At 68.3% G+C, this 23,680-nt stretch carries 20 protein-coding genes and 1 pseudogene; 10 read left to right on the top strand and 11 right to left on the bottom strand.

All coding sequences use genetic code 11. The features are described 5' to 3' along the window. Positions 1-77 precede the first annotated feature (77 nt). The 6 genes and pseudogenes from F0357_RS12945 to F0357_RS12920 all read right to left on the bottom strand — a co-directional run bounded on the left by F0357_RS12945 (position 78) and on the right by F0357_RS12920 (position 7,156). On the bottom strand, positions 78-920 hold the full coding sequence (locus F0357_RS12945; RefSeq protein ID WP_153482313.1) for an ureidoglycolate lyase: 843 nt from the start codon (positions 918-920) through the stop codon (positions 78-80). 202 nt (positions 921-1,122) lie between these two features. Beyond that, positions 1,123-2,070 carry an aldo/keto reductase gene (locus F0357_RS12940; protein ID WP_153482309.1) on the bottom strand — a complete coding sequence of 316 codons (948 nt, stop codon included), beginning with the start codon at positions 2,068-2,070 and terminating at the stop codon, positions 1,123-1,125. 243 nt (positions 2,071-2,313) lie between these two features. Further along, positions 2,314-3,243: an ABC transporter substrate-binding protein gene (locus F0357_RS12935; RefSeq protein ID WP_153482307.1), complete on the bottom strand. Its 930-nt coding sequence runs from the start codon at positions 3,241-3,243 to the stop codon at positions 2,314-2,316. Positions 3,244-3,322: 79 nt separating this feature from the next. Beyond that, complete coding sequence (locus tag F0357_RS12930; protein ID WP_153482305.1) at positions 3,323-4,324, bottom strand: ABC transporter permease subunit; 1,002 nt, start codon at positions 4,322-4,324, stop codon at positions 3,323-3,325. Positions 4,325-4,336: 12 nt separating this feature from the next. Then, positions 4,337-5,901 (bottom strand): annotated as a pseudogene (locus F0357_RS12925) (sugar ABC transporter ATP-binding protein). Further along, positions 5,885-7,156 carry an ROK family transcriptional regulator gene (locus F0357_RS12920; protein ID WP_312861575.1) on the bottom strand — a complete coding sequence of 424 codons (1,272 nt, stop codon included), beginning with the start codon at positions 7,154-7,156 and terminating at the stop codon, positions 5,885-5,887. Before F0357_RS12920 ends, F0357_RS12925 begins: the two are co-directional and overlap by 17 nt. Before the next feature lie 265 nt (positions 7,157-7,421). On the opposite strand from F0357_RS12920, the gene F0357_RS12915 reads away from it, so the two are divergent. Further along, positions 7,422-8,117 carry an SH3 domain-containing protein gene (locus F0357_RS12915; RefSeq protein WP_208948324.1) on the top strand — a complete coding sequence of 232 codons (696 nt, stop codon included), beginning with the start codon at positions 7,422-7,424 and terminating at the stop codon, positions 8,115-8,117. A gap of 10 nt (positions 8,118-8,127) precedes the next feature. Here the strand turns inward: F0357_RS12915 and cueR are convergent, their stop codons facing one another. Further along, on the bottom strand, positions 8,128-8,574 hold the full coding sequence (cueR, locus tag F0357_RS12910) for a Cu(I)-responsive transcriptional regulator (RefSeq protein WP_153482290.1): 447 nt from the start codon (positions 8,572-8,574) through the stop codon (positions 8,128-8,130). Further along, a complete protein-coding gene (locus tag F0357_RS12905) occupies positions 8,571-10,826 on the bottom strand; it encodes a heavy metal translocating P-type ATPase (RefSeq protein WP_153482281.1) in 2,256 nt (751 codons plus the stop codon). Before F0357_RS12905 ends, cueR begins: the two co-directional genes overlap by 4 nt. A 203-nt stretch (positions 10,827-11,029) precedes the next feature. Between F0357_RS12905 and F0357_RS12900 the strand changes: the two genes are divergently transcribed. Further along, positions 11,030-11,236: a heavy-metal-associated domain-containing protein gene (locus F0357_RS12900; RefSeq protein WP_153482277.1), complete on the top strand. Its 207-nt coding sequence runs from the start codon at positions 11,030-11,032 to the stop codon at positions 11,234-11,236. Between the two features lie 36 nt (positions 11,237-11,272). Then, positions 11,273-11,707 carry a CopM family metallochaperone gene (copM, locus tag F0357_RS12895; protein ID WP_153482274.1) on the top strand — a complete coding sequence of 145 codons (435 nt, stop codon included), beginning with the start codon at positions 11,273-11,275 and terminating at the stop codon, positions 11,705-11,707. Between the two features lie 236 nt (positions 11,708-11,943). Here the strand turns inward: copM and F0357_RS12890 are convergent, their stop codons facing one another. Then, positions 11,944-12,126: a hypothetical protein gene (locus F0357_RS12890; RefSeq protein ID WP_153482271.1), complete on the bottom strand. Its 183-nt coding sequence runs from the start codon at positions 12,124-12,126 to the stop codon at positions 11,944-11,946. Between the two features lie 339 nt (positions 12,127-12,465). Here F0357_RS12890 and F0357_RS12885 point away from each other — a divergent pair, with 339 nt between their 5' ends. From F0357_RS12885 to F0357_RS12870, 4 genes are read left to right on the top strand one after another with little or no spacing between them, the layout of a single operon-like run. Further along, positions 12,466-12,972, top strand: a complete 507-nt coding sequence (locus tag F0357_RS12885; RefSeq protein ID WP_153482268.1) for a putative pterin-binding protein — start codon at positions 12,466-12,468, stop codon at positions 12,970-12,972. A 4-nt stretch (positions 12,973-12,976) separates the two neighbouring features. Continuing rightward, on the top strand, positions 12,977-14,689 hold the full coding sequence (locus tag F0357_RS25220; protein WP_208948323.1) for a sensor histidine kinase: 1,713 nt from the start codon (positions 12,977-12,979) through the stop codon (positions 14,687-14,689). Next, positions 14,689-16,320, top strand: coding sequence for an EAL domain-containing protein (locus tag F0357_RS12875; protein WP_153482261.1), 1,632 nt, complete (start codon positions 14,689-14,691; stop codon positions 16,318-16,320). Before F0357_RS25220 ends, F0357_RS12875 begins: the two co-directional genes overlap by 1 nt. Positions 16,321-16,342: 22 nt before the next feature. Next, on the top strand, positions 16,343-17,116 hold the full coding sequence (locus F0357_RS12870; RefSeq protein ID WP_153482254.1) for a response regulator: 774 nt from the start codon (positions 16,343-16,345) through the stop codon (positions 17,114-17,116). A gap of 12 nt (positions 17,117-17,128) precedes the next feature. On the opposite strand, the gene F0357_RS12865 is transcribed toward F0357_RS12870, so the two are convergent. Further along, positions 17,129-17,800, bottom strand: a complete 672-nt coding sequence (locus F0357_RS12865; protein ID WP_153482252.1) for a response regulator transcription factor — start codon at positions 17,798-17,800, stop codon at positions 17,129-17,131. Between the two features lie 267 nt (positions 17,801-18,067). Here F0357_RS12865 and F0357_RS12860 point away from each other — a divergent pair, with 267 nt between their 5' ends. From F0357_RS12860 to F0357_RS12850, 3 genes are all read left to right on the top strand, one after another. Then, positions 18,068-18,868: an enoyl-CoA hydratase gene (locus tag F0357_RS12860; RefSeq protein ID WP_153482249.1), complete on the top strand. Its 801-nt coding sequence runs from the start codon at positions 18,068-18,070 to the stop codon at positions 18,866-18,868. An 11-nt stretch (positions 18,869-18,879) separates the two neighbouring features. Further along, a complete protein-coding gene (locus F0357_RS12855; protein WP_153482247.1) occupies positions 18,880-19,821 on the top strand; it encodes a ribokinase in 942 nt (313 codons plus the stop codon). A gap of 106 nt (positions 19,822-19,927) precedes the next feature. Continuing rightward, a complete protein-coding gene (locus tag F0357_RS12850; protein ID WP_246161460.1) occupies positions 19,928-21,424 on the top strand; it encodes an MFS transporter in 1,497 nt (498 codons plus the stop codon). Between the two features lie 98 nt (positions 21,425-21,522). Here F0357_RS12850 and glgX read toward each other — a convergent pair whose 3' ends face one another. Further along, a complete protein-coding gene (glgX, locus tag F0357_RS12845) occupies positions 21,523-23,601 on the bottom strand; it encodes a glycogen debranching protein GlgX (RefSeq protein ID WP_153486875.1) in 2,079 nt (692 codons plus the stop codon). Between the last annotated feature and the right edge of the window lie 79 nt (positions 23,602-23,680).

Genomic DNA, 23,680 nt, shown 5'->3' with positions numbered 1-23,680 from the left:
CCGGCGGGACGATCCGCCGGCTTTCGGGAAGAGTGCGGCGCGCCCGCTGGCGCGCCGGTGTCCGGTTCGCCAAGGCCTCAGCCCTGGACGACGGTCTGGTTCTGCTCGCCGAGACCCTCAATGCCGAGGCGGATGGTGTCGCCGGCCTTGAGGTAGGTCGGCGGCTTCATGCCCATGCCGACGCCCGGCGGGGTGCCGGTCGAGATGATGTCGCCGGGATGCAGCGACATGAACTGCGAGAGATAGGACACGAGATAGCGCACGCCGTAGACCATCGTCGCGGTGGTGCCGTCCTGGACGCGCTTGCCGTTGACCTCGAGCCAGAGCTTGAGGTTCTGCGGGTCGGCGACCTCGTCGCGGGTGACGAGCCACGGGCCGGTCGGGCCGAAGGTGTCGGCGGACTTGCCCTTGGTCCACTGGCCGTGCCGCTCGGTCTGGAAGGCGCGCTCGGAGACGTCGTTGATGACGGCATAGCCGGCGACGTGGTCGAGGGCATCGGCCTCGCTCACATATTTCGCGTGCTTGCCGATGACGACGCCGAGTTCGACCTCCCAATCCGTCTTCAGCGAATTGCGCGGGATCTCGATGTTGTCGTTCGGGCCGACGATCGCCGAGGTCGCCTTCATGAAGATGATCGGCTCGGGCGGCACCGTGGCGCCGGTCTCGGCCGCGTGGTCGGAATAATTGAGGCCGATGCAGATGAACTTGCCGGTGCCGGCGACGCAGGCGCCGTAACGCGGCGTGCCCTCGACCAGCGGCAGCGAGGCCGGATCGATGGCGGCGAGGCGGGCGAGCCCTTCGTCGCTCAGCACGGTCCCCGCGATGTCGGTGACGTGGGCGGAGAGATCGCGGATCCGGCCTTCGGAATCGAGGATGCCGGGGCGTTCCTGACCGGCCGGGCCATAGCGGAGGAGCTTCATCGGACGTCTTCCCTGGATGTCGGAGCGTGAGGGTGCGGCGCGGCGGCGTCCGGTCCCTCCTCGGGGCCGCTCGCGCGGCGCGGACGGCGGGCAGCACCATAGTCCGCGACCCCCAACCGCGGCCAGAGGGGAATCACACCCTGCCGATAAAAGAAGTCTTCACGGGCGGGCAACAATCGCCCCCCCGACACCTCTCGAAGGCTCAGGCGCTCGCTTCGGTGAGCGCGGCGATCGTCTCGGTCGACAGGCTCAGTCGCGCCGACTTGGCGAGAGCGGCGAACTGGGCGAGCGAGGTCGCGCTTGCGATCGGCGCCGTCACGCCGGGCTGCGCCATCACCCAGGCGAGCGCGATCTCGGTCGGCGTCGCGCCGTGCTCGGCCGCCGCGGCGTCGAGCGCCGCGAGGATGCGTAGGCCGCGCGGGTTCAGATATTTGCCCATGTCCTCGCCGCGCACGCTCTTGGCGAAATCCGCCTCGCTCCGGTACTTGCCGGTGAGGAAGCCCGAGGCGAGCGAGAAATAGGTGATGACGCCGATGTCCTCGGCGATCGCGACATCGCGCAGGCCCGCTTCGAAGCCTTCGCGGTCATAGAGGTTGTATTCGGGCTGGAGCGTCTCGTAGCGCGGCCAGCCCTTCGCGGCGGAAATCTCCAGCGAGGCCTTGAGCCGCTCGGGCGTGAAGTTCGAGGTGCCGATCGCCCTGACCTTGCCCGCCTCGACGAGGCGCTGATAGGCGCCGAGCGTCTCCTCGATCGGGGTCTCCGGATCGTCCCAATGGGTCTGGTAGAGGTCGATATAATCCGTCTGGAGCCGCTTCAGCGACGCCTCGACGGCGGAGGCGATGTGCTTCGCCGAGAGCCCCTTGCCCGCTTCGCCCATGTCGGAGCCGACCTTGGTCGCGATCAGCACCCGGTCGCGCCGGCCACGCGCCTTGAGCCACTTGCCGATCACCGTCTCGGATTCGCCGCCGACATGGCCCGGCGCCCAGCGCGAATAGACGTCCGCCGTGTCGATCATGTCGAAGCCGGCATCGACGAAGGCGTCGAGCAGGGAGAACGAGGTCGCCTCGTCGGCCGTCCAGCCGATGACGTTGCCGCCGAACACGAGCGGCGCGATTTCGAGGCCGGACCGGCCGAGCTTGCGCTTCTGCATGGGAAGGACTCCGGTGAAAGGCTGAAGGCGGGACTTGGCGCCAGGATCGGGACTTGGCGCCAGGATCGAGACTTGGCACCAGGATCGGGGCTTGGCGCCAGGATATAGACCCGCGCCGCGCGGCCTGCCAGCGCCGGCGCGTGGACGATCAGATGGCTTTGAACGGAGCGAAAGGCTCCCCCAAACGACAAGCGCCGCCCCGAAGGGCGGCGCGAGATCGCGATAGGCGAGGCTCGTCGCGGCTCAGCGCGGCGAGGTCCAGCCCTTGTAGTCGTTGACGTTGTCGCGGGTCACGAGCTTCGAATCCATGAGCAGGATCGACTCGGCCGGCTTCTTGCCCTGGAGGATCTCGTTCCCGATCTCCACGGCCTTCTGGGCCATCACGTAAGGGTCCTGGCTCGCGGAGGCCTGGATCATCGTGTCGCCCTTGAGGGCCGCCTCGATGTCCGGCGCGCCGTCAACCGAGGTGATGATGATGCCGGTGCGGCCGAGCTGCTTGGCGGCGAGGTCGGTGCCGATCGCCTGCGGATCGTTGATGGCGAAGATCGCCTTCACGTCGTCGAAGCGGGTCAGCAGCGACTGGGCGACCGCCAGACCGCCGTCACGCGAGCCCTTGCCGTCCTGGTCCGACGACAGAACCTTGATGTCCGGCGACTTGGCGAAGGTCTCCTGGCAGCCCTTCACGCGGTCGATCACCGACGACACCTGCGGGCCGTTCTCGATGATGACGTTGCCCTTGCCGCCGAGCTTGTCGACGATGAACTGGCAGGCGATGGCACCGGCCTGGATGTTGTTCGTCGTCACGGTCGCGTCGGCGCCCTTGGCGGCGGTGTCGACGGCGACGACCGGGATGCCGGCCGCCTGGGCCTTCTTGATCGCCGGCTCGATGGCGTTCGGATCGCCCGGGTTCAGGAGGATGAGGTCAACGCCGGCGGCGATGAAGTTGTCGATCTGGGTGAACTGCTTGCCGAGGTCGTAATCGTAGCCGACCGTCGTCACTTCGACGTTCGGGTTGATCTTCTTGGCTTCGGCGGTGGCACCGTTGGCGAGCGCGATGAAGAACGGGTTGCCGAGCGAGCCCAGCGAGATCCCGATCTTGTTGAGGTCCTTCGCCTGAGCGCCGCCGAGGGTGAGGGCGATGGCGGCGCCGGCGAGGAGCATCTTCTTCAGCATGTCGACTTCCTCCCTGGTCGTTATGGGAGCGCGCACGGCGACCAGAATTCCGCGCACGCCGGTAGAAAAGGGGTGAGGGTCAGGTCCGGGCCGAGCCCGACAGGCGGTAGCGGTCGAGCGCCACGGCCCCGATGATGATCAGACCCTTGATGATGTACTGCCAGACGTCCGGGACGCCGGTCAGGATCAGGCCGTTCGACAACACGGCGATGATGAGGGCGCCGATGAGCGTGCCCCAGATCGAGCCGATGCCGCCGACGAACGAGGTGCCGCCGAGGATGACCGCGGCGATGGCGTCGAGCTCGTAGGAGACGCCGAGCTGCACGCCGTTCGCGGCATAGAGGCGGGCCGCCGACATGGCGCCGCCGAGGCCCGACATCAGGCCCGACATGCCGTAGACGAAGAGCAGCACCCACCACACTTTGATGCCGGAGAGGCGCGCGGCGTCCGGATTGCCGCCGACGGCGTAGATGTGCACGCCGAGCACGGTGCGTCGTAGGATGATCCACGACAGGAAAACGACCGCGAGCGCGATGACGACGAGCCACGGCACGCCGAACAGCGAGCCGTTGCCGATGAAGGCGAACGGAAGCTGCGGGTTGAACACCGTGGTGTCCTGACCGAGCAGGCGGGCCACGCCGCGCACCGCGGTGAGCGAGCCGAGCGTGACGATGAACGGCGGCAACCGCAGGAAGGCGATCAGCGCGCCGTTGGCGAGACCGAACACGAGGCCGATCGCGAGCGCCGCCGGAATGCCGATCAAGCCGATGTCGGGCAGGAGCGAGGCCATCACCGCGACCATCGCCGAGGCGGCGAGGATGGAGCCGACCGAGAGGTCGATACCACCGGTCAGGATGACGAAGGTCATGCCCGAGGCGAGCACGGTGTTGATCGCCGCCTGCTGCATGACGATCGAGAGGTTCTGCAGCGTCAGGAAGCGGCCGGACAGCGCGGCGAAAATGATGCAGATCAGGATCAGCATCGGCAGCATGCCGACGGTCCGGATCAGGGCGTGCATGCGGCGGCGACGTTCGTCCGCGCTCGACTTGGCGCTCGCCGCGCCGGTGGAAATCTGGCTCATCGCTCTCTCCGTTCAGACCGCTGCCGCTTCGGCGCGGTGCACGCCGGTTGCGAAATTCATGATGGCTTCCTGCGTGACCGGGATGCCGCTGCGGCCCCGACCTCCCCCTCGATCACCCCCTCGCGCATGACCAGCACGCGGTCGGCGAGACCGACGACCTCGGGCAGCTCGCTCGAGATCACGATCACCCCGATGCCCTCTTTCACGAGGCCGTCGATGATCTTGTAGATTTCGGACTTGGCGCCGATGTCCACGCCGCGGGTCGGCTCGTCGAGGATCAGGACCTTCGGGCGAATCTCGAGGAGGCGCGACAGGAGCACCTTCTGCTGGTTGCCGCCCGACAGCGACCCGACCGTGACCTTCTCGTGGGCGACGCGGATCGAGAGCGAGCGGATCGCATCCCGCGCGCGCTGGCGCGCCTTGCCGAGATCGAGGAAGCCGGCATGGGAATCCGGCCCGATGATCATCAGGTTGATGTTCTCGGAGACGGTCATGTCGAGGAGCAGGCCCTGCGCCTTGCGGTCCTCGGTCAGGTAGACGATGCCGGCGGCGATGGCGTCGCCCGGCGTCTGGATGGAGATCGTCTGGCCGGCGAGGCGGACGGTGCCGGAGGTACGGCGGTCGGCGCCGAAGATCAGGCGGGCAAGCTCGGTGCGGCCCGAACCGACGAGGCCGGCGATGGCGAGCACCTCGCCCTCGCAGAGCACGAAGCTGCAATCGTGGACGCGCTTGCCGTCCGACATGTGCTCGACCGCGAGCACCTCGCGGCCGGAATGGGTGGGCGGATGGGCGTCGTGGTCCTTGGTGTAGAAGCCCGACAGGTCGCGGCCGACCATCATCTTGACGAGGCTCTCGGCGGACAGCTCGTCCCGGCTGAGGGTGCCGACATAGGCGCCGTCGCGCAGCACCGAGCAGCGGTCGGCAAGCTCGTAGATCTCCGCCATGCGGTGGGAGATGTAGATGATGGCGAGGCCTTCGGCGCGCAGCTTGCGGATGAGGTCGAACAGCCGGTCGGTCTCGCGCGAGGAGAGCGTGGTGGTCGGCTCGTCCATCACCAGGATGCGGGCGTCGGCGTGGAGCGCGCGGGCGATCTCGACAAGCTGGCGCTCGGCGATCGACAGGGTGGCGACGATCGTCTGCGGCTTGAAGGTGGCGCCGAGGCGGGTCAGCACCTCCTGGCAGCCGGCCTGCATCGCGGCGCGATCGACGAGGGCGCCACGCTTCGGCTCGCGGCCGAGATAGATGTTCTCGGCGACCGTCAGGTTCGGGGAGAGCGAGAGCTCCTGATAGATGACGGCAATGCCGAGCGCCTTGGCGGCGAGCGGCCCGGCGATCGTCACCGGCTTGCCGTCGATGCGGATCTCGCCGCCCGGGTCGGCCTGATAGGCGCCCGACAGGATCTTCATCAGCGTCGACTTGCCGGCGCCGTTCTCGCCCATCAGCGCGTGGATTTCGCCACGGCGAACGGACAGCGACACGTCGCGAAGCGCGCGAACCGCCACGAAGGTCTTGGAGATCGACTTCATCTCCAGGACGGGCGCGGAGGAATCGGCGGCCTCGTCATTCCGCGGCGACATGCTTGGCCTCCTCGGCATAGGCGCCTCCGGCTCCGGTGAGGAGCGAAGAACGCGGGGCAAAATTGAAGAAGAGCGGGACGGCGGCGGCACCGAGCGCGCCGGCATCCGAGCCGAACCGCCCGTGCACCAGCCGCGGCGGGGTGCGGGCTTCCGCCATGTCGGCGGCGAGCCGCTCGGTGAGCCGCGTCACGATGGCATCGAGAACCCAGCCGTGCAGGTCGGAATCGATGACGACGGTGGGCACGTCGATGGTGGCGACGATCGAGCGCACCGACACCGACAAGGCCGCGACACAGTCCTCGATCCATTCGGCGACCGGCCCGTCGGCGCGGCCCGAGGCGGCGGCGACGGTGGTCGCGAAGGCCGTCTGGTCGGGCACCGCGACGCCGCTCCAGCGCAGGTGGCGGAACAGCGAATTGAGCGAGGCGCGGGCGATCAAGATGTCGCCCAGCGGATGGTCGCGCACCGAGGCGAGCTCGGACGGCGGCACCGGCATCACCGCGACGTCGGCCGCATTGCCGTGGGCGCCGCGCAGGCAATCGCCGCCGAGCACGATGCCGCCGCCGATCGCGGGACCGATGAAGAGATAGAGGAAATCGTCCTCCTCGCGGCCGGTGCCGTAGAGGAGCTCGGCGATCGCCGCCGCATTGCCGTCGTTCTCGAGGAAGACCTCGACCCCGGTCGCGTCCTGGAGCATCGCCGCGAAATCGACCTCGTCCCAGCGGGCGAAGGTCTCGCGCGGGAGTTCGAGCTCGCGCAGCCAGGCGCCGAGATTGAAGGGCTGGGCGAGCCCGATGCCAGTCAGCCGCGGCCGGTCCTCGTCGGACAGCCGCGTGATGAGGTGACGAACATCGCCGGCGACGATCTCGAGCGCCTCTTCGGGAGGCGGCAGCACGATCTCGTGGCTGTGGCGGGCGAGCAGGGTGCCGTTGAAATCGCACAGCACGACTTCGGTGCGGCCGCGGTCGAGCCGCACGCCGATCGAGAAGGCGCCGCGCGGATCGAGGCTCAGGAGCGTCGCCGGCTGGCCGCGGCGGCCCTCGCGCTTCTTGCCGAGATCGCGCACGAGACCCAGTTCCTCGAGCTCGCGGATCAGCATGCCGATGGCGTTGTTGGTGAGGCCGGCCGCCCGCGCCAGATCCGCCTTCGAAGCCTCGCCGAGGCGCCGAAGATATTGCAGGACCGCGCGTTCGTTGAATTGGCGAAGCTGGGCTGAATTCGCCCCCTGCCCCGACCGGACCGGTCGCAGCCTCACGCCCTTTCCTCCCCACTCATCCGCGCACCGTCATCGGCGCTGCTTTTATTAATTCACTATGAGTTATTAAGGCGGCTCTCTCCTCAAAGTCAAGCACGGAAATGCCGTAATGGACAGGGCGCGATCAGGCTGCCGAAGGAACCGGCAGGGGTTCGGCGCTTTATTCAGCAGCGGTTCAGCGGGACCGGCCTAAGGCCCGGTGATGCTCGGGCCGAGGGGTCGCCGTCGAGGCGTCCGCTGGAGCCCCGCCCGGAGTGCAAAACCCATGTCGGAGCCGTTCTCGAAGTCGGAGCCGTTCTCGAAGTCCGTGCCGTTCGCAAAGGCCGTGCGCGCCCTCACGCGCCCGCTCTCGCGCGCCGCCATCCGTCGGACCGGCGGCCGCCTCCGACCGGCGGCGGCGATCGCAGCCGCGCCCGCAGCCGCCTTCCTGCTCGCCGGCTGCGTGACGGCGGCGGCGCCCGCGGCGGTCGCGGCAGCGCCGGGCTGGGTGGTCGCGAGCGTCAACCTGCGCGCCGGGCCGAGCACGCGCTATCCCGCCGTGACGGTGATCCCCGCCGGGAGCCCGATCACCATGTACGGCTGCACCGCCGGCTATTCCTGGTGCGACGTGCAATGGGGCGCCGCCCGCGGCTGGATGGCACAGCGCTATCTGCGCGTCGCCTATCAAAGCCAGCGGGCCTACGTGCCGACTTATGCCCCCGTCGTCGGCGTGCCGGTCGTCACCTTCTCGATCGGTTCCTACTGGGACAATTATTATGTCGGCCAGCCCTGGTACGCCAACCGCTGGCGCTATGGCTGGGGCGGCCCGGGCTGGGGTCCCGGATGGGGTGGTCCCGGCTGGGGCGGCGGATGGGCCCGTCCGGGCTGGGGCCCGGGCTGGGGTGGCGGCTGGCGCGGTGGTTGGGGCGGCGGATACGGTGGCTGGGGCGGCGGCTATGGCGGCTGGGGCCACCGCTGGTAAGCCTGCCTCTTCAAACCCCGTCGTGAGAGACATCCCGCGCGGCCCGCCGCAGAGGCGCGCCGGGGAGGACATCCCCGGCGAGATCGTCCAGGATCGGGCAATCCGGCCGGCCGTCGCCGTGACAGCACGAGGCGAGGTGACGCAGCGTCCGGCTCATGGCGAGAAGCGCCGCGGCCCGCGCCTCGAGATCCTCGACATGGCTGAGCGCGATGCGGCGCACGTCGGCGCTCGCCCGCCGTTCGTCCCGCCACAGCGAAATGAGATCCGCGATCTCGGCCATGCTGAAGCCGAAATCGCGGGCCCGGCGGATGAAACGCAAGGTATGGACGTCCCGGTCCGAATAGAGGCGGTAGCCCGCCTCGGACCGGTCCGCCGCCGGAATGAGCCCGTTCGCCTCGTAATAGCGGATCATCTTGGCCGAAACGCCCGAGGCCGCGGCCGCCGCACCGATGTTCATCGTCCACTCTCCGGGTTCGCCCCGTCCCGCACCGGCGGCAGCGCAGGCCGCCAGGTGCCGAGGAGCAGGGCGTTCGCCACTACGCTGACGCTCGACAAGGCCATCGCCGCGCCGGCGACGACCGGATTCAAGAGGCCGAGCGCGGCGAGCGGAATGCCGATCACGTTGTAGAAGAAGGCCCAGAACAGGCCCTGCACGATCTTCGTCGAGGTACGCGCGGCGATGTCGAGGGTCGCCGCGACGAGGCGGGGGTCGCCGCGCATCAGGGTGATCGCCGCCGCCTGCATGGCGACGTCGGTGCCGCTCGCCATGGCGATGCCGAGATCGGCGGCGGCGAGCGCCGGCGCGTCGTTGATGCCGTCGCCGACCATCGCGACCTTGTCGCCCTCGGCCTTGATGCGGGCGATGGCGGCCGCCTTGTCCTCCGGCAGCACCTCCGCCTCGAAGCGATCGAGCTTCAAGGCCAGGGCGACCGCCGCGGCGGCGCCGCGATTGTCCCCCGTCAGCATCATCGTCCGGATGCCGCGCGCCTTCAGTTGGGCGATCGCGACGGCGGCGGAGGCCCGCGGCCTGTCGCCGAAAGCGAGGAGCCCGAGGAGCCGCGGCGGGTTCGCCTCCGCGATGAAGGAGACCGTCTGCCCCGCTTCGGACCGCGTCTTGGCCGCCGCCGCGAGATCGGCCGGCACGAGGCCGAGATCGGCGAGGCCGGCGGCACTGACGATGCGGACCTCCCGCCCCTCGATCCAGCCGGCGACGCCCCGCCCGGCGAGGGCGTGGACGCCGGTGGCGGCGGGCAAGGTCACGCCCTCGGCGTCCGCAGCAGCGACCACGGCCTTGGCGAGGGGATGCTCGCTGCCCGCCTGCACGCCGGCCGCAAGCGCGAGGAGCCCGCGGCGATCCTCGCCCGGCGCCGGGATCAGATCGCCGAGGTCGGGCTTGCCCTCCGTCAGGGTCCCCGTCTTGTCGAACACGACGGTGCCGATGTGGGGGGCGACCTCGAGCGCCGCCGCGTCCTTGATGAGGATGCCCGCCCGCGCCGCGGCGCCAGTACCGGCCATCACGGCGGCGGGCGTGGCGAGACCGAGGGCGCACGGGCAGGCGATGACGAGAACGGCGACGGCGTTCAGGATCGCCGTCTCCACCCCCGCTCCGGCGACGAGCCAGCCGACGAGGGTGAGCAGGGCAATCACCACCACCACCGGAACGAACACCGCGCTGACCCGATCGACCGTGCGCTGGATCGGTGCCTTGAAGGCCTGGGCATCCTCGACCAGCCGGACGATGCGGGCGATCGTCGTCTCCGCGCCGACCGCCGTCGCCTCGATCTCGAGGAGACCGACGCCGTTGAGCGCCCCGCCGATGACGCGGTCGCCCTCGCCCTTGGCGACCGGCAGGCTTTCGCCGGTGACGAGGGATTCGTCGACCTCGCTCGCCCCCGCGAGCACCCGTCCATCGACGGGAATGCGCTCGCCCGGCCGCACCACGACGCGGTCGCCGACGACGACGGCGCTCGCCGGGATCTCCGCCTCGCGGCCGTCGCGGCGCACCCGAGCGGTCGCCGGCGCGAGCGCCGTCAGAGCCCGGATCGCCGCGCCGGTCTGGCGCTTGGCCCGTCCTTCCAGCCACTTGCCGACGAGGACGAGGGTGATGACGACCGCCGAGGCCTCGAAATAGAGCGCATGGGGGCGGCCGACCGCGATCAGATAGAGGCTGAGCCCGTAAGCCGCGGAGGTGCCGAGCGCGACGAGCAGGTCCATGTTCCCGCTGCCGGCGCGGAGCGCGGCGAAGCCCGCCTTGTAGAAACGCGCGCCGAGCCAGACCTGGACCGGCGTCGCCAGCACGAGCTGGACCAACGCCGGCAGCATCCACGGCAGCCCGAGCGCGTGGCCGATCATCGCAACGACGAGCGGCAGCGACAGCGCGGCCGCGATGAGCGCGTGAAAGCCCTCCCGCCGCGCCGCCGCCTGCCGGCGCGCTTCGGCGACGGCCGGGTCCTCGACGGGCGCGGCCTTGTAGCCGGCCTTCTCGATGCGGGCCGCGACGGCCGCGGCGTCGGGCCGGCCGGCGAACACCACGTCGGCGCGTTCGGTGGCGAGATTGACGGAGACGTCGGCGACGCCCGGCACGGCGCGGATCGCCTTCTCGACCCGGCGCACGCAGGAGGCGCAGGTCATGCCTTCGATGGCGAAGCCGAGCCGGGCGGCGGGTTTGGCGGGCGCATGACCCTGGGAGGTCTCTGAGATCGCGTTCATGGCGGCACTCCTTCCGCAGGAGGCGGGTGCCCAGCTCAGATAAGGGTTCCCATGATGGGAAGGTCAAGGGCGCGTCGGTCCCGGTGCCGGGCTATTTCTCGCGCTCGTGCCGCCGCCTCACCCCCCTTGACCTTGCCATGGTGGGAAGCCCCACCTTCGCATCGAACGGGCGATCGACGTCCGCCCGAGGAGGAAATTGCACGATGCTCGCCTTCACCGTCCCCGACATGAGCTGTTCCCATTGCGAGCGCGCGGTGCGCGACGCGGTGCTCGAAGCCGCCCCCGGCGCGCGCGTCGCCGTCGACCTCGCCACCAAGACGGTCGTCGTCGAAGGCGTCGAGGCCGGCGCTGCGGCGCCGATCGCGGCCGCGATCCGCGACGCCGGCTACGAACCGAGCCAGGCCGCCTGAGCGCCGCCCCCGCCCCCCTCTGCCCAGGAGATCATCATGACGAACGCATCCGTCCCCCGGCATTCGCGCCGGCCAGCTATCGCCGGCCTTGCCCTCGCGGCCGCGATCGCCCTCGCCCCCGCGGCGGCCTTCGCCCAGGCGAGCAACAGCGGCACCATGCCGATGGGCGACACTATGGGTCAGATGCCCATGGCCCATGGCGACAGCACCCCTGGCGGCTCCGCGGCCGACAAGGCGCTCGACGCCGCGAACCAGCGGATGATGGGAGCGATGGACGTCAAGCCGACCGGCAATCCCGACCGGGATTTCGTGCGGATGATGATCGCGCACCATCAGGGGGCGATCGACATGGCCAAGGTGGAACTGAAATACGGCAAGGACCCGGAGATCCGCCGCCTCGCCTCCGCGATCGTCGCGGCGCAGGAGAAGGAGATCGCCGAGATGAAGGCCTGGCTCGCCAAGCACCCGTGAGGAGCGGGGCGACGGAGGCCGAGATCGCACTCGCATGGGCGTGTGGGGCAGGAGGGCGCGGATCGCCCACCCTCCCCGCTTCGGGCGATGGAAAAGGCCTCTCCGCAAGTCGCAAGGCCTTCTCCCCGTAATCGGGGAGAAGGAAGCGCAGCGACCGTCGCCTCACGGCGCCATCCCAAGGGGACCGCTACGCGGCGGCGACACGGCGGCACGTGCGTCTGACGGAAACGCTGGTCTCAATCCTGCCGGGGACGGCGCTCGGCGCGGATGCGGATGGGCACCAAGGCCGGGTTGCGCTGCACGTGGAAGGCGCCGACCATCGACGACGCGAGAGAGGAGGCGGCGTCGCGTAAGGTCGCCAGCATCCGGGCGGCCTGCCTGCGGAGCGGGATTCGGCTCGATCTGCTCGTCTTCGTCATCGCGATCTCTCCCACCACGAGGCGGCGCCGCATCGCGCGCGCCGGACTTCGCAGCAGACCGCCGTCGCAAAAACTTGTCAAAGCCAGACGCCTCCATTTTCGAGGGAACGCGGCGGGAGCGTGAGCGGTGGCGGCAGCAAATGAGGCTTTCTTTGGAAGCCCTACGCACCTTACCCCACAATTTCGCTTCCAGAATGGAACATTCTCGTCCGCCGAACGCGCCGAACTGGTAGCATCTTCGTGCCGACACAACCCGATCCGGGATAGTCTTCCCCCCTCGGTGGAAGCACGGCGCACGCGGGCAAACGACCGCGGGGCCCCCGTGCCTAGGGGCCAATCATGCGCTTCGTTAGAGTTCTAGCCGTCTTCGTGTCGTTCGCTTGTGCGTCTCTCGCCCTCGTCGCGGCCGCACCGCCGGCCTTCGCCCAAGACCTCGATCTCGATTGGAAGACCGCCGACGGCCAGGTCCTGAAATCGGAGACGCTCGACCTCAAGGCCCTCGACACCCTGCCCCAGGCGACGATCAAGACATCGACCCCTTGGACCCAGGGCGTCCAGACCTTCTCGGGTCCGACCCTCTCCGCCATCGCAGCCCTCGGCGGGCGGCCGGTGAAGGAGGCGGACGTCGTCGCCCTCAACGATTATTCGATCGTCATTCCGGCGCAGGATTGGAAGAAATATACGGTTGTTCTAGCCTCGCGACACAACGGCGCGACGATGCGCGTGCGCGATAAGGGTCCGCTCTGGGTGATCTACCCGCTCGACACCTTCAGCGAGTTGGAGAAGCAGGAAACCAATGCGCGGATGGTCTGGCAGGTTGCGCACATCACCTTCGTGGTGGAATGAGACGGTGGGTGTCGCCATCCGCCTCGGCATCAGTCTCGTCGCCATGCTCGGCATGTTCGCGGCGACGACGATGCTCTACGATTCCGTCGTGCACCAGCAAGCCCTGCTCGCGACCAGCGTGCGGACGTCGGGTTGGGTGACCTACCAGGCGACGATTGAATATGCCAAGGCGCTCTCCGCCCTGGAACTCGCCGCAGATAGCCCGGAGGCCGACGAACTGGACCGGCTGGAACTCCGCCTTGAGATCCTCGGCTCCCGGATGAACGTGCTCTACGGGTCAGAGGACGGCAGCCTCATCCCGGACATCAAGAGCTACACCCCGGACCTGAAGCGCTACGAGACGCTGATCGGCAGCTATGCCGACAAGGTCAGCAAGATGACGCCCGGCGCACCGGAGCTGCCCGAGACCTTCAAGACGTGGAACGACGAGATCAATCCGCTGGGCCTGATGCTTCAGAAGATGCTGATGACGTCGGTCGCCTACAACGACGGCATCTACGCCCGCGAGCAATCGATCGCCGCCAACCATTCGATCCTGCCGCTCGGGCTCATCTTCCTGTGCGGCGGCGCCCTCCTCGGCATCCTGCTGTTCCAGGGCGAGCGGGATCGTCGTCAATTGCGCATCGTGCTCGCGGCCCAGGAGCGTGAGGCGGTGCTCCGCGAGAGCCTGCGCGCGGCGCTCGACGCCATGCCCGCCCTGATCGTCATTTTCGATCCGCAGACGGACGTGATCTCCTATGCGAATCCGCCCGCCCTGGCGACCTTCGACGCCGCCCTCGATCACCTCGGCTGGGCCCCGCTGATCGCCGCGATCAAGGAAGAGCGCCGCAAGACCGCCCCCTGGGGCGGTTTCAGCGTCACCGTTCCCGTGCCGAAGGGGAACCTCATCTCGGTCCGCGGCGCCGCCCGCGAGATCGTCTGGGACGGCCGCCCCCAATTCATGGCGGCCCTCGCGGACACCACCAAGATCCGCGATGCGGAACTCCAGGTGCTCCAGGCCTCCAAGCTCGCGACTCTCGGCGAAATGTCGTCGGCGATCGCCCACGAACTCAACCAGCCGCTCGCCGTCATCAGCATGGCGGTCGCCAACGCGCTCCGACTCGTCACCAACGGCGGCGACACGCAGGCGATCGTCGCCAAGCTCAGCCGCATCAATGAGCAACTCCAACGCGCGCGGCGCATCACCGACCAGGTGCGCCGCCACGGCCGCATGCCCGCGCACACGCTCACGCCCTTCGCGGTCGCCCCCGCGATCCGCAACGCGATCGGCTTCGTCGCCGAGCAATATCGCATCGCCGGCATCCGCCTCGACGTGGCGATCACGATCCCGCAGGACGTGACGGCGCTCGGCGAGCAGACGATGTTCGAACAGGTCATCGTCAATCTGCTCGTCAACGCCCGCGACGCGCTCTCCGATGGGAGCGGCGAGGTGACGCGGCCGGTGACCAAGATCGAGGCGATGGCGTCGCGGGGCCAGATCGTCATCGCCGTTCAGGACAATGCCGGCGGCATCAAGCCGGAGATCATGGATCGCCTGTTCGATCCCTTCACGACGACGAAGCCGAGCGACAAGGGAACCGGCCTCGGCCTCTCCATCTCGCGGACGGTCGTGCGCGAGATGAACGGAACGATCGACGCCGCCAATGTCGGCGGCGGGGCGCGCTTCACCGTCGTCGTGCCGATCTCCGAAGCCGAGCGGACGGACAAGGTCGCCTGATGCCGAAGCTGCCCCGCACCATGGTCCTGTGCGACGACGAGAGCGAGCTCGCCGAAGAGCTCGCCGAGTTCTTCGCCTCCTACGGCTGGACGGTGCGCACCTGCCGCGACGGCGTAGAGGCTGAGCGCAACCTCGCCGCCAACCCGCCGCCGACTTGTCTCGTCACCGATCTCAACATGCCCGGCGGCGATGGAGAGACCTTGCTCGCCGTCATCCGCTCGCTGCCGCGGGCGAAGCGGCCGCCGATCCTCGCGGTGATGACGGGTCATGCCCTCGTCACCACCCAGCCGTCGGAGTTCGGCGTCGATTTCCTCTATCGCAAGCCGGCCGATCCGTTCGGCATGGCGCACGATTTCGACGAGCGCCTGCAGACGCTGGAGGCGACGGCCGACGCGTCTGACGAAGGCGGGGAAGAGGCGCTGCCGGAGCCCGCCCCCGGCAGGCGACGGGTGCTGCTCCTCGACGACGACGAAGCGGTTCGCACCGAACTCGAGGATTATCTCGAAGGGCTCGGCCACCGGGTGGTGGCGATCGCAGACGCCGGCCTGTTGCGATCGCGGCCCGCCGCCGCCTGCGACGTGCTGATCCTCGACCTCAAGCTCGCCGAGACGGACGGCGTCGCGGTGCTGCGCCAGTTCCAGAACGACGAGGCCGCGCCGGACCTGATCCTGCTCAGCGGACAAGGCGAGGGCGTGCTCAAGACGGCGTCGGCGATCGGCGAGCAATTCGGGCTGCGTATTCTCGGTGCCGTGGCGAAGCCGATCGATGTGGACCGGCTGGCCGCCCTCCTCGCGCTCCCGTCGTATCCGGCTACGAGCACCAGCGCGCACGGCAGCGACCCGCGCAGGATCACGGAAGCGCTGATCGCCGCGCTCGACGAGCGCACGCTGCCGATCGCGTTCCAGCCCAAGGTGGGCGCCAGAGACCTCCGCTTCGCCGGCGCCGAAGCCCTGCTCGCCGGGAACCTGCCGGGATTGGGCCCCGTCGCGCCGTCGGACATCCTTGCCGCGGCGGCCGCGTCGCCGCCTCTGATGGGGCGTCTCACCCAGGCGGTCATCCGCTCGGCGATTGCCGGCTGCCGCACCTGGAAGGCGCGCGGCTGGCACGGACCGGTGAGCATCAATCTTCCGGTCGAGGCGGTCACCGGCGTGATGGGAACCGCGGAGCTCGGGACGCTCGCCGCGCACGGTATTGGCCCGGAAGACGTCATTCTCGAACTCGTCGAAGACGCGCTCTACGATTCGTCGACCCAGGTGCTTGCCGCGCTGACCCAGCTCCGTCTCGCCGGCTTCGCCCTGTCGCTCGACGACGTGGGGCGCCGCCAGAGCGGGCTCCTGCAGATCGCCAATCTGCCGATCTCCGAGATCAAGATCGATCTGGAGTTGTTGCGCCAGTCGCGTACGTGGAGCAAGGCACGCGAGATCTTCGCGACCGTCGCCGAGCTCGGACACCGGCTCGGCCTGACCGTCGTCGCGGAAGGGGTCGAGCACCCCGCCGACCTCGAGCTCGTCCGGCAATATCCCGTCGACTTCATCCAGGGTTATTTTATATCTTCCAAACGCCCCCTTGACGATCTGCTCGCCATGGGGACTGAATTCGACATGACGAGGCGCCGCTATTCGCGGCTTTGAGTGGCCTGCGGGGGGAAACTGCATGCAGCGAGCAGCAGCAGCGAACGAGCCGCGGCTTCTCCTGGTCGACGATGAACACGAAGTGCTTGAGGAATTGTCGGAGGGGCTCGACGCCCTCGGCATCCCCAGCCGCACCGCCAGCAGCGCTGCGGAAGCGCTCGAAATCGTCCAGCGTTTTCCCGCCCTGGATGTAGTCGTGACCGACCTCCAGATGCCGCAGATCGACGGCATCGAGCTTTTGCAGAAGCTGGCAGCCCGGCGCCGCGCGCGGCCTCTCGCCGCGATCGTGATTTCCGGCCGTGCGGCGCTCGATCGCGCCGTCGCCGCCTTGCGGCTCCACGCCGTCGATTTCCTGCAAAAGCCGCTGACGCCGGAGGAGGTCGCCCTCGCGGTGCGCCGGGCCTTCTCGATTGTCGAGGATTCGGGGCCGCAGGACACCCCGATGCAGTCGCGACCGCGCTATCTTGAGGCGCTGATCGCCGCCCGGTCGGACCGTCAGGCTCTCTTCAAGACGGAATTGTTCGCCGATCCCGCCTGGGACATGCTGCTCGACCTCGCGCTGTCGGAAGCTTCGGGACGGCGCATCTCGGTCACCAGCCTGTGCATCGCGTCGGGAGTACCGACCACCACCGCGCTCCGCCGGCTCGACGATCTCCAGGCCGCGGGGTTGATCGAGCGTATGCCGGACGACAGGGACCGCCGCCGCATTCTCGTTCAACTGTCCGACGACGGCCGCCAGCGCATGCACGCCTTCCTCGACCGTCAGGCGGCGCGGATCGGCATCCGGCTCGATTGAGCCGGCGCGACCTTACAGCCCGATATAGCGGTAGCCGAGATAGCGCTTCGATTCGATCACGTCCTGGCCGAGGCGGGCGCGCAGCTTCTTGCGCAGCTTGCTGACGTGGGCCTCGACGAGTTCCTCGTTGATCTCGTCGCTCATCGAACCGTAGACGGCGCGGAAGAGCTGGGACTTGCTGATGCGACGCCCGGCATTACGCACGAGATATTCGAGCACATCCCGTTCGCGGCGCGGCAGGCTCAGCGGCTCGCCATCGACCTCGGGATCGGTTCCGTTGAAATAGAGCACCAAGGGTCCCTCGCAATAAGGCTCCGTCGCGGAGCGCATATGGCGGCGGGCCGCATCCGCCCGCGCCATGATCTCGCGCACATGCACCGGCTTGCACACGACATAGTCGGCACCCGCCGCCAACCAATCGAGCGTCGCGGAAAGTTCGCGGCGTTCGGTCAGCGCGATGATCGGAGCCGGCGTGCTCTTGCGGATGCGCTCCAGGCGATCCGGCCGCACGCTGTCGGGACCGATCAGAATTCCCTCGACCGACTCGAGGCTCTCTTCCGACGCGTTCTTCAGCCAGCTATTGAACTGCGCAGCATTTAGGCTACGGCAGTTTGCGCCCAGCTTTGCGAAGTCTGCATTGAAGCCCTTCAGATCGGCTTCATTCTGATCGACCACAATGTACATCGACTTCCCCGCCCCATTATATTTGAGTTTTCGCGGAAGCGAGATACGCAACTACTCAATCTCGTTCCGCTTGTTGCGGTGATGCGGCCGAATTTCATTTCACGCAAATGGAGCTGATTCGATATCGGAGCGGACTCGAACCGAAATGGATCATTCGAATGCTGAAGCATTTCCGCGAGCGCGAGCGCGCGGGACGCGGATGGCCAACGGGACGGCTCTGCGCTATCCCCGAGACACGAACATCGAACACAGCGGAGGAGCGCGCCGATGAGCAGCGAGACGTCCGGAACAGCCGCGCCTTACGAGACGATCCGCATCGAGCGCCACGGCCGGGTCGGCCTCATCACGCTCGATCGGCCGAAGGCGCTCAACGCCATCAACCGCCAGCTCACGGGCGAAGTCGTCGCCGCGGCGGAAGCCTTCGATCGCGATCCTGCGATCGGCTGCATCGTGCTCACCGGGTCCGAGCGCGCCTTCGCCGCCGGCGCCGACATCAAGGAGATGCAGCCGAAATCCTCGCTCGAGATGTATCTCGACGATCCGTTCGCCGCCTGGGACCGCTTCACCGCGGTGCGCAAGCCGATCGTCGCGGCGGTGGCGGGTTTCGCCCTCGGCGGCGGCTGCGAACTCGCCTTGATGTGCGATTTCATCCTCGCCGCCGACACGGCGAAGTTCGGCCAGCCGGAGATCAAGCTCGGCATCATGCCGGGCATGGGCGGCTCGCAGCGCTTCACCCGGGCAGTGGGCAAGGCCAAAGCCATGGAGATGTGCCTCACCGGGCGGATGATGGATGCCGTCGAGGCCGAGCGCGCCGGTCTCGTCGCCCGCATCGTGCCGGCGGCCGACCTTCTCGCCGAGGCGCTGAAGACCGCGGAGACGATCGCCGCCCAGTCGCTGGCGAGCGTTCAGCTCACCAAGGAGGCAGTGAACCGCGCCTTCGAGACGACCCTCTCGGAAGGGCTGCGCTTCGAGCGGCGCGCCTTCCAGTCGCTGTTCGCGACCGAGGACCAGAAGGAAGGCATGACCGCCTTCGCCGAGAAGCGCGCCCCGAATTTCCGCAACGCCTGAGCCAGTTCGCCATGATCCTCGTGTTCGGTTCGATCAACATCGACCTCGTCGCCAAGGTCGCCGCCATTCCCGCCCCCGGCGAGACCGTCCTCTCGGAGGGCTACGAGAAGGCCTTCGGCGGTAAGGGCGCCAATCAGGCCGTCGCGGCCGCTCGGGCCGGGGCGGGCCTGCGCGTCCGCATGGCGGGCGCGGTCGGCGACGACGGGTTCGGCCGCGAGGCGGTCGGAAATCTCGCGGCGCAGAAAGTCGACACCGGCGGCGTGGACGTGGTCGGACTGCCGACCGGCTGCGCCTTCATCACCGTCGATGCGCGCGGCGAAAACGCCATCACGGTCGGCAGCGGTGCCAACCGGAAAGTCTCCGCCGAGGCCGTCTCGGACACGGTGATCGCCGACACCAAGGTGCTCGTGCTCCAGATGGAGGTGCCGGGGCGCGAGAACCTCGCGATCGCCCGGCGGGCGAAGGCGGCGGGCGCGACGGTGGTCCTCAACATCGCCCCTGTCGCATCCGATCTCCCCGCGGTGCTCGCCGCCGAGCTCCTCGCCGTGACCGACGTCCTGATTGCCAACGAACACGAGGCGCTGGCGCTCGAGGCAAGCCTCGCGCTGCCGACGTCCGCCGACGAGCGCGCCGCGATCGCCGGCCTCGCCCGGCGCTATGCGCTGACCGGCATCGTGACCCTCGGCAGCAAGGGCGTGCTCGCGGTCGAGGCGGACGGACGGGAGACCGCAGTTGCGGCTCTTCCGATCGTGCCGGTCGACACCACCGGCGCCGGCGACACCTTCGTCGGCATCCTCGCGGTGGGTCTCGCCCGCGCCCTGCCGCTGCAGACGGCGCTGCAACGCGCGGCGATCGGGGCGTCCTTGGCCTGCCTCGGCTTCGGTGCCCAGGCGGCGATGCCGGATGCGGCCGCGATCGACGCGCGCATCGCCTCCCAAGTGGTTTCAGGGTAGCGGGGGCGGCTCATACGAGCCGGGCGCATCCCACGCCGGCGCGGGGTCATGCATGCGTCACATCCGTCATGTCAGTTGCGCGGAAGGTTGACGGATGGGGACTCCTATGAACGCGCAGAAGCCAGGTGACGTCGCCGTCGCCGAACGAACCATGCAGGATTATCTCGACGAGATTCCGGTGTGGCACGATGGCACGCCGCTCGCCGGCGCCCCGATGACCGGAATGCAATGGCGCATCTGGGGGCTCGCGGCGGCCGGCAAATTCTTCGAAGGCTTCGTCGTCTTCATGACGGGCGTGGCGATGCCGCTGTTCGCCCTACAATTCCAGATGACGCCCATTCAGCACGGCCTCGTCGGCGCCGCCTCGCTCGCCGGCATCCTGGTCGGCGCAGTCGGCCTCGGCCATATGGCCGATCTGTTCGGCCGCAAGCTGATGTTCATCGCCGAGATGGTGATCTTCGTCATCTTCCTGATGCTGCTCGCCGCCGCGCCGAGCCTGCCGTGGCTGATCTTCTTCCTGTTCGGCCTCGGCATCGCGCTCGGCTGCGATTATCCGACCGCCCACCTCGTCATCTCCGAGAGCATCCCGAGCCGCCTGCGCGGGCGGATGGTCCTCTCCGCGTTCGGCTTCCAATCGGTCGGCGCGCTCGCCGGCACCGCCGTCGGCGCCACGGTGCTCGTGCTCGACCCGACCATCGAAGCCTGGCGCTGGATGTTCGCGAGCGCGATCCCGCTCGGGCTCGTCGTCGTCGCCGGCCGCTTCACGGTGACCGAAAGCGCCCATTGGCTGATGCTGCAGCAGCGCGTCGAACTCGCCGAGAAAGCCGCGGCGCGGCTGCTCGATCGCCATCCGCGCTATCCGAAGAAGATCAAGCTGAAGCACAAGCACCGCGCGGCGGCGGCCACGATGCCTGCGCCCGTGCCGCCCGAGCGGAGCATCAAGGCCCTGTTCTCGCCGAAGGCGATCCGCGCCACGGTGCTCGCATCGGTGCCCTGGTTCCTCCAGGACCTCAGCACCTACGGCATCGGCATCTTCACCCCGACGGTGCTCACCGTGATCCTCGGGTCCCACGGCGCGTCGAGTGCTCATCACGTCTCGGACATCATAGCGAACGCGCTGCCGGCGGCCCGTGGCGCCGCCGCGATCGATGCCCTCCTCATCGTCGGCATCATCGCCGCGGTTATGCTCGCCGACAGAGTCGGCCGCATTCCGCTGCAGATCCTCGGCTTCATCGGCTGCGCGGCGGGTCTCCTCATCGCCTCGTTCTCAGCCGATTATTCGGGACCGGTGCAGACGACGCTGATCTTCATCGGCTTCATGCTGTTCAACTTCATGACCAACATGGGTCCCAACGCCCAGACCTACCTGATCGCCGGCGAGGTCTTCCCGACCCACATCCGCGGCCTCGGCGCGGGCTTCGCCGCCTCGTTCGCCAAGATCGGCGCGGTCATGACCGCGTTCCTGTTCCCGATCCTGCTCGCCGATCTCGGCACCAAGCTCTTGCTCTACATCCTGGTCGGCGCCTCGATCGCCGGGGCGCTCGTGACGTGGTTCTTCCGCATCGAGACCAACGGCGTGAACCTCGAAGAGATCGACCACTGAGACGCGCCTGAAACGCAGCGCCCCACCCTCCCGCATCCGGAAGGGTGGGGCGCTGCCGTCGCACTCTCCACGGCGAACGACCGATCAAGGTCGTTTCTTCAGACGAACAAGACCAGCGAGCGCGGGCCGAGCACGACCGGGTTCCCCTCGCCGCCCTCCGTCTCGCGGGACGGTGCGTCCGGCTCGGCGGTGTCGACCACTGCCTTCCAGGTCTGCCCTTCGCGCTCCGGGAGCACGAAGCCGACATCGCCGTCGTGGGCGTTGAAGGCGATCACCACGTCGCCCCACAATCCGTCGTCGGCGAGGTCCTCGCGGCTGAGGCGCAAGGCGATCGAGGTCGCGCCGGCGTCGCCCCATTGCTCAACCGTCTGCTCGCCGCCGCCGGGGTTGAGCCATGTGATGACCATCCCGTCGCGGAAATTGCTCCGCCGCAGGATCGGCTGCTCGCGGCGGAGCGCGATGACGCGGCGCGCGAAATCGATGAGCGCCGTACCCGCCTCGCCGATGCCGTCCCAATCGAACCAGGAAATCTCGTTGTCCTGGCAATAGCCGTTGTTGTTGCCGCCCTGGCTGCGACCGAACTCGTCGCCGGCGAGCAGCATCGGCGTGCCGTGGGAGAAGAACAGGCTCGCCAGGAAATTCCGCTTCTGCCGCTCGCGCACGTCGCGCACGCCGGGATCGTCGGTCGGCCCCTCCGTCCCGTAATTGTAGGAGCGGTTGTCGTTGTGGCCGTCCTGATTGTCCTCGCCGTTCGCCTCGTTGTGCTTCTCGTTGTAGGAGACGAGGTCGTTCAGCGTGAAGCCGTCGTGGGCGGTGACGAAGTTGATGCCTGCCCAAGGGCGTCGGCCACGCTGATCGTAAACGTCCCCCGAGCCGGTGACGCGGGCAGCGAAATCCTGCATCAGGCCCTCGTCGCCCTTCCAATAGCCGCGCACGGTGTCGCGATATTTGTCGTTCCACTCCGCCCAGCCAGGCGGGAAGGAGCCGACCTGATAGCCGCCCGGACCGATATCCCACGGTTCGCCGATGAGCTTGACGCGGTTCAGTACCGGGTCCTGACCGACCGCATCGAAGAAGCCGCCACGCGGATCGAAGCCGTGCGGTTCGCGGCCAAGGATCGTGCCCAGATCGAAGCGGAAGCCGTCGACGTGCATCTCCTCCGCCCAATAGCGCAGCGAATCGAGCACCAGCCGCAGCACCTTGGGGTGGCTGGTGTTGAGCGTATTTCCGGTGCCGGTGTCGTTGATGTAATAGCGCGCCTCGTTCGGCAGGGTTCGATAATAGGCGAAGTTGTCGATGCCTTTGAACGACAAGGTGGGGCCGAGTTCGTTGCCCTCGCAGGTGTGATTGTAGACGACGTCGAGGATCACCTCGATACCGGCGTCATGGAAGGCGCGCACCATGTCGCGGAAGCCCACGAGACCCTTCGGCCCGAGATAGCGCTGCTCGGGCGCGAAGAAGGCCATGGTGTTGTAGCCCCAATAATTGGAGAGGCCCTTGGCCTGGAGGTGGCCGTCGTCGGGGAAAGCGTGGATCGGCATCAACTCGATCGACGTGACGCCGAGGCTCTTCACATGATCGACGATCGCTTTGTGCCCGAGCCCCTCGAAGGTGCCGCGCAGTTTTTCCGGGATCGCCGGGTGCAGCTTGGTGAGGCCGCGCACATGGGTCTCGTAGAAGATGGTCTCGCCCCAGGGAATGCGGGGCTTCTCGTCGCGTCCCCAGTCGACCGCGTTCGGGTCGACCACCCGGCCCTTCGGCGTCCACGGGGCGCTGTCCTCCTCGTTGAAGGATAGATCCTTCTCCTCTGCATCGAGCTGGTAGCCGAAATGGGCGGGCGACCATTGCACCTCGCCGGCGAGGTCGCGGGCATAGGGGTCGATCAGGAGCTTGTTCGGGTTGAAGCGGTGGCCGTTCTCCGGCTCGTAGGGGCCGTAGACCCGATAGCCGTAGAGCGTGCCGGGCCGGACGCCCGGCAGATAGCCGTGCCAGATCTCGTCGGTATTTTCGGGAAGCGTGATCCGCTCGATCTCCGCCCCGCTCGCCTCGTCGAACAGGCAGAGTTCCACCCGCTCCGCATGGGAGGAGAACAGGGCGAAGTTCGTTCCGTCCCCGTCGAAATGGGCTCCGAACCGCGTGTTGTCGCCGGCCAGAACCTCTCGCACCCGCTTCGCCATTTCGAGCATCTGCCTCTCCTTGCCGGGGCGGCGCCATGCGCGCCGCCGCCCTGCCCCGCACGACAACGGCGCGAAACGG

Source organism: Segnochrobactrum spirostomi, assembly GCF_009600605.1.
In the GTDB taxonomy this organism is placed as follows: domain Bacteria; phylum Pseudomonadota; class Alphaproteobacteria; order Rhizobiales; family Segnochrobactraceae; genus Segnochrobactrum; species Segnochrobactrum spirostomi.
This window is presented reverse-complemented; position numbering and strand designations above follow the sequence as displayed.

Excerpts from the sequence above, each read along its gene's own strand:
- F0357_RS12945 (WP_153482313.1), bottom strand. The coding sequence starts at position 920 with ATGAAGCTCCTCCGCTATGGCCCGGCCGGTCAGGAACGCCCCGGCATC.
- F0357_RS12940 (WP_153482309.1), bottom strand. The coding sequence starts at position 2,070 with ATGCAGAAGCGCAAGCTCGGCCGGTCCGGCCTCGAAATCGCGCCGCTC.
- F0357_RS12935 (WP_153482307.1), bottom strand. The coding sequence starts at position 3,243 with ATGCTGAAGAAGATGCTCCTCGCCGGCGCCGCCATCGCCCTCACCCTC.
- F0357_RS12930 (WP_153482305.1), bottom strand. The coding sequence starts at position 4,324 with ATGAGCCAGATTTCCACCGGCGCGGCGAGCGCCAAGTCGAGCGCGGAC.
- F0357_RS12915 (WP_208948324.1), top strand. The coding sequence starts at position 7,422 with ATGTCGGAGCCGTTCTCGAAGTCGGAGCCGTTCTCGAAGTCCGTGCCG.
- cueR (WP_153482290.1), bottom strand. The coding sequence starts at position 8,574 with ATGAACATCGGTGCGGCGGCCGCGGCCTCGGGCGTTTCGGCCAAGATG.
- F0357_RS12905 (WP_153482281.1), bottom strand. The coding sequence starts at position 10,826 with ATGAACGCGATCTCAGAGACCTCCCAGGGTCATGCGCCCGCCAAACCC.
- F0357_RS12900 (WP_153482277.1), top strand. The coding sequence starts at position 11,030 with ATGCTCGCCTTCACCGTCCCCGACATGAGCTGTTCCCATTGCGAGCGC.
- copM (WP_153482274.1), top strand. The coding sequence starts at position 11,273 with ATGACGAACGCATCCGTCCCCCGGCATTCGCGCCGGCCAGCTATCGCC.
- F0357_RS12890 (WP_153482271.1), bottom strand. The coding sequence starts at position 12,126 with ATGACGAAGACGAGCAGATCGAGCCGAATCCCGCTCCGCAGGCAGGCC.
- F0357_RS12885 (WP_153482268.1), top strand. The coding sequence starts at position 12,466 with ATGCGCTTCGTTAGAGTTCTAGCCGTCTTCGTGTCGTTCGCTTGTGCG.
- F0357_RS12875 (WP_153482261.1), top strand. The coding sequence starts at position 14,689 with ATGCCGAAGCTGCCCCGCACCATGGTCCTGTGCGACGACGAGAGCGAG.
- F0357_RS12870 (WP_153482254.1), top strand. The coding sequence starts at position 16,343 with ATGCAGCGAGCAGCAGCAGCGAACGAGCCGCGGCTTCTCCTGGTCGAC.
- F0357_RS12865 (WP_153482252.1), bottom strand. The coding sequence starts at position 17,800 with ATGTACATTGTGGTCGATCAGAATGAAGCCGATCTGAAGGGCTTCAAT.
- F0357_RS12860 (WP_153482249.1), top strand. The coding sequence starts at position 18,068 with ATGAGCAGCGAGACGTCCGGAACAGCCGCGCCTTACGAGACGATCCGC.
- F0357_RS12855 (WP_153482247.1), top strand. The coding sequence starts at position 18,880 with ATGATCCTCGTGTTCGGTTCGATCAACATCGACCTCGTCGCCAAGGTC.
- F0357_RS12850 (WP_246161460.1), top strand. The coding sequence starts at position 19,928 with ATGAACGCGCAGAAGCCAGGTGACGTCGCCGTCGCCGAACGAACCATG.
- glgX (WP_153486875.1), bottom strand. The coding sequence starts at position 23,601 with ATGGCGAAGCGGGTGCGAGAGGTTCTGGCCGGCGACAACACGCGGTTC.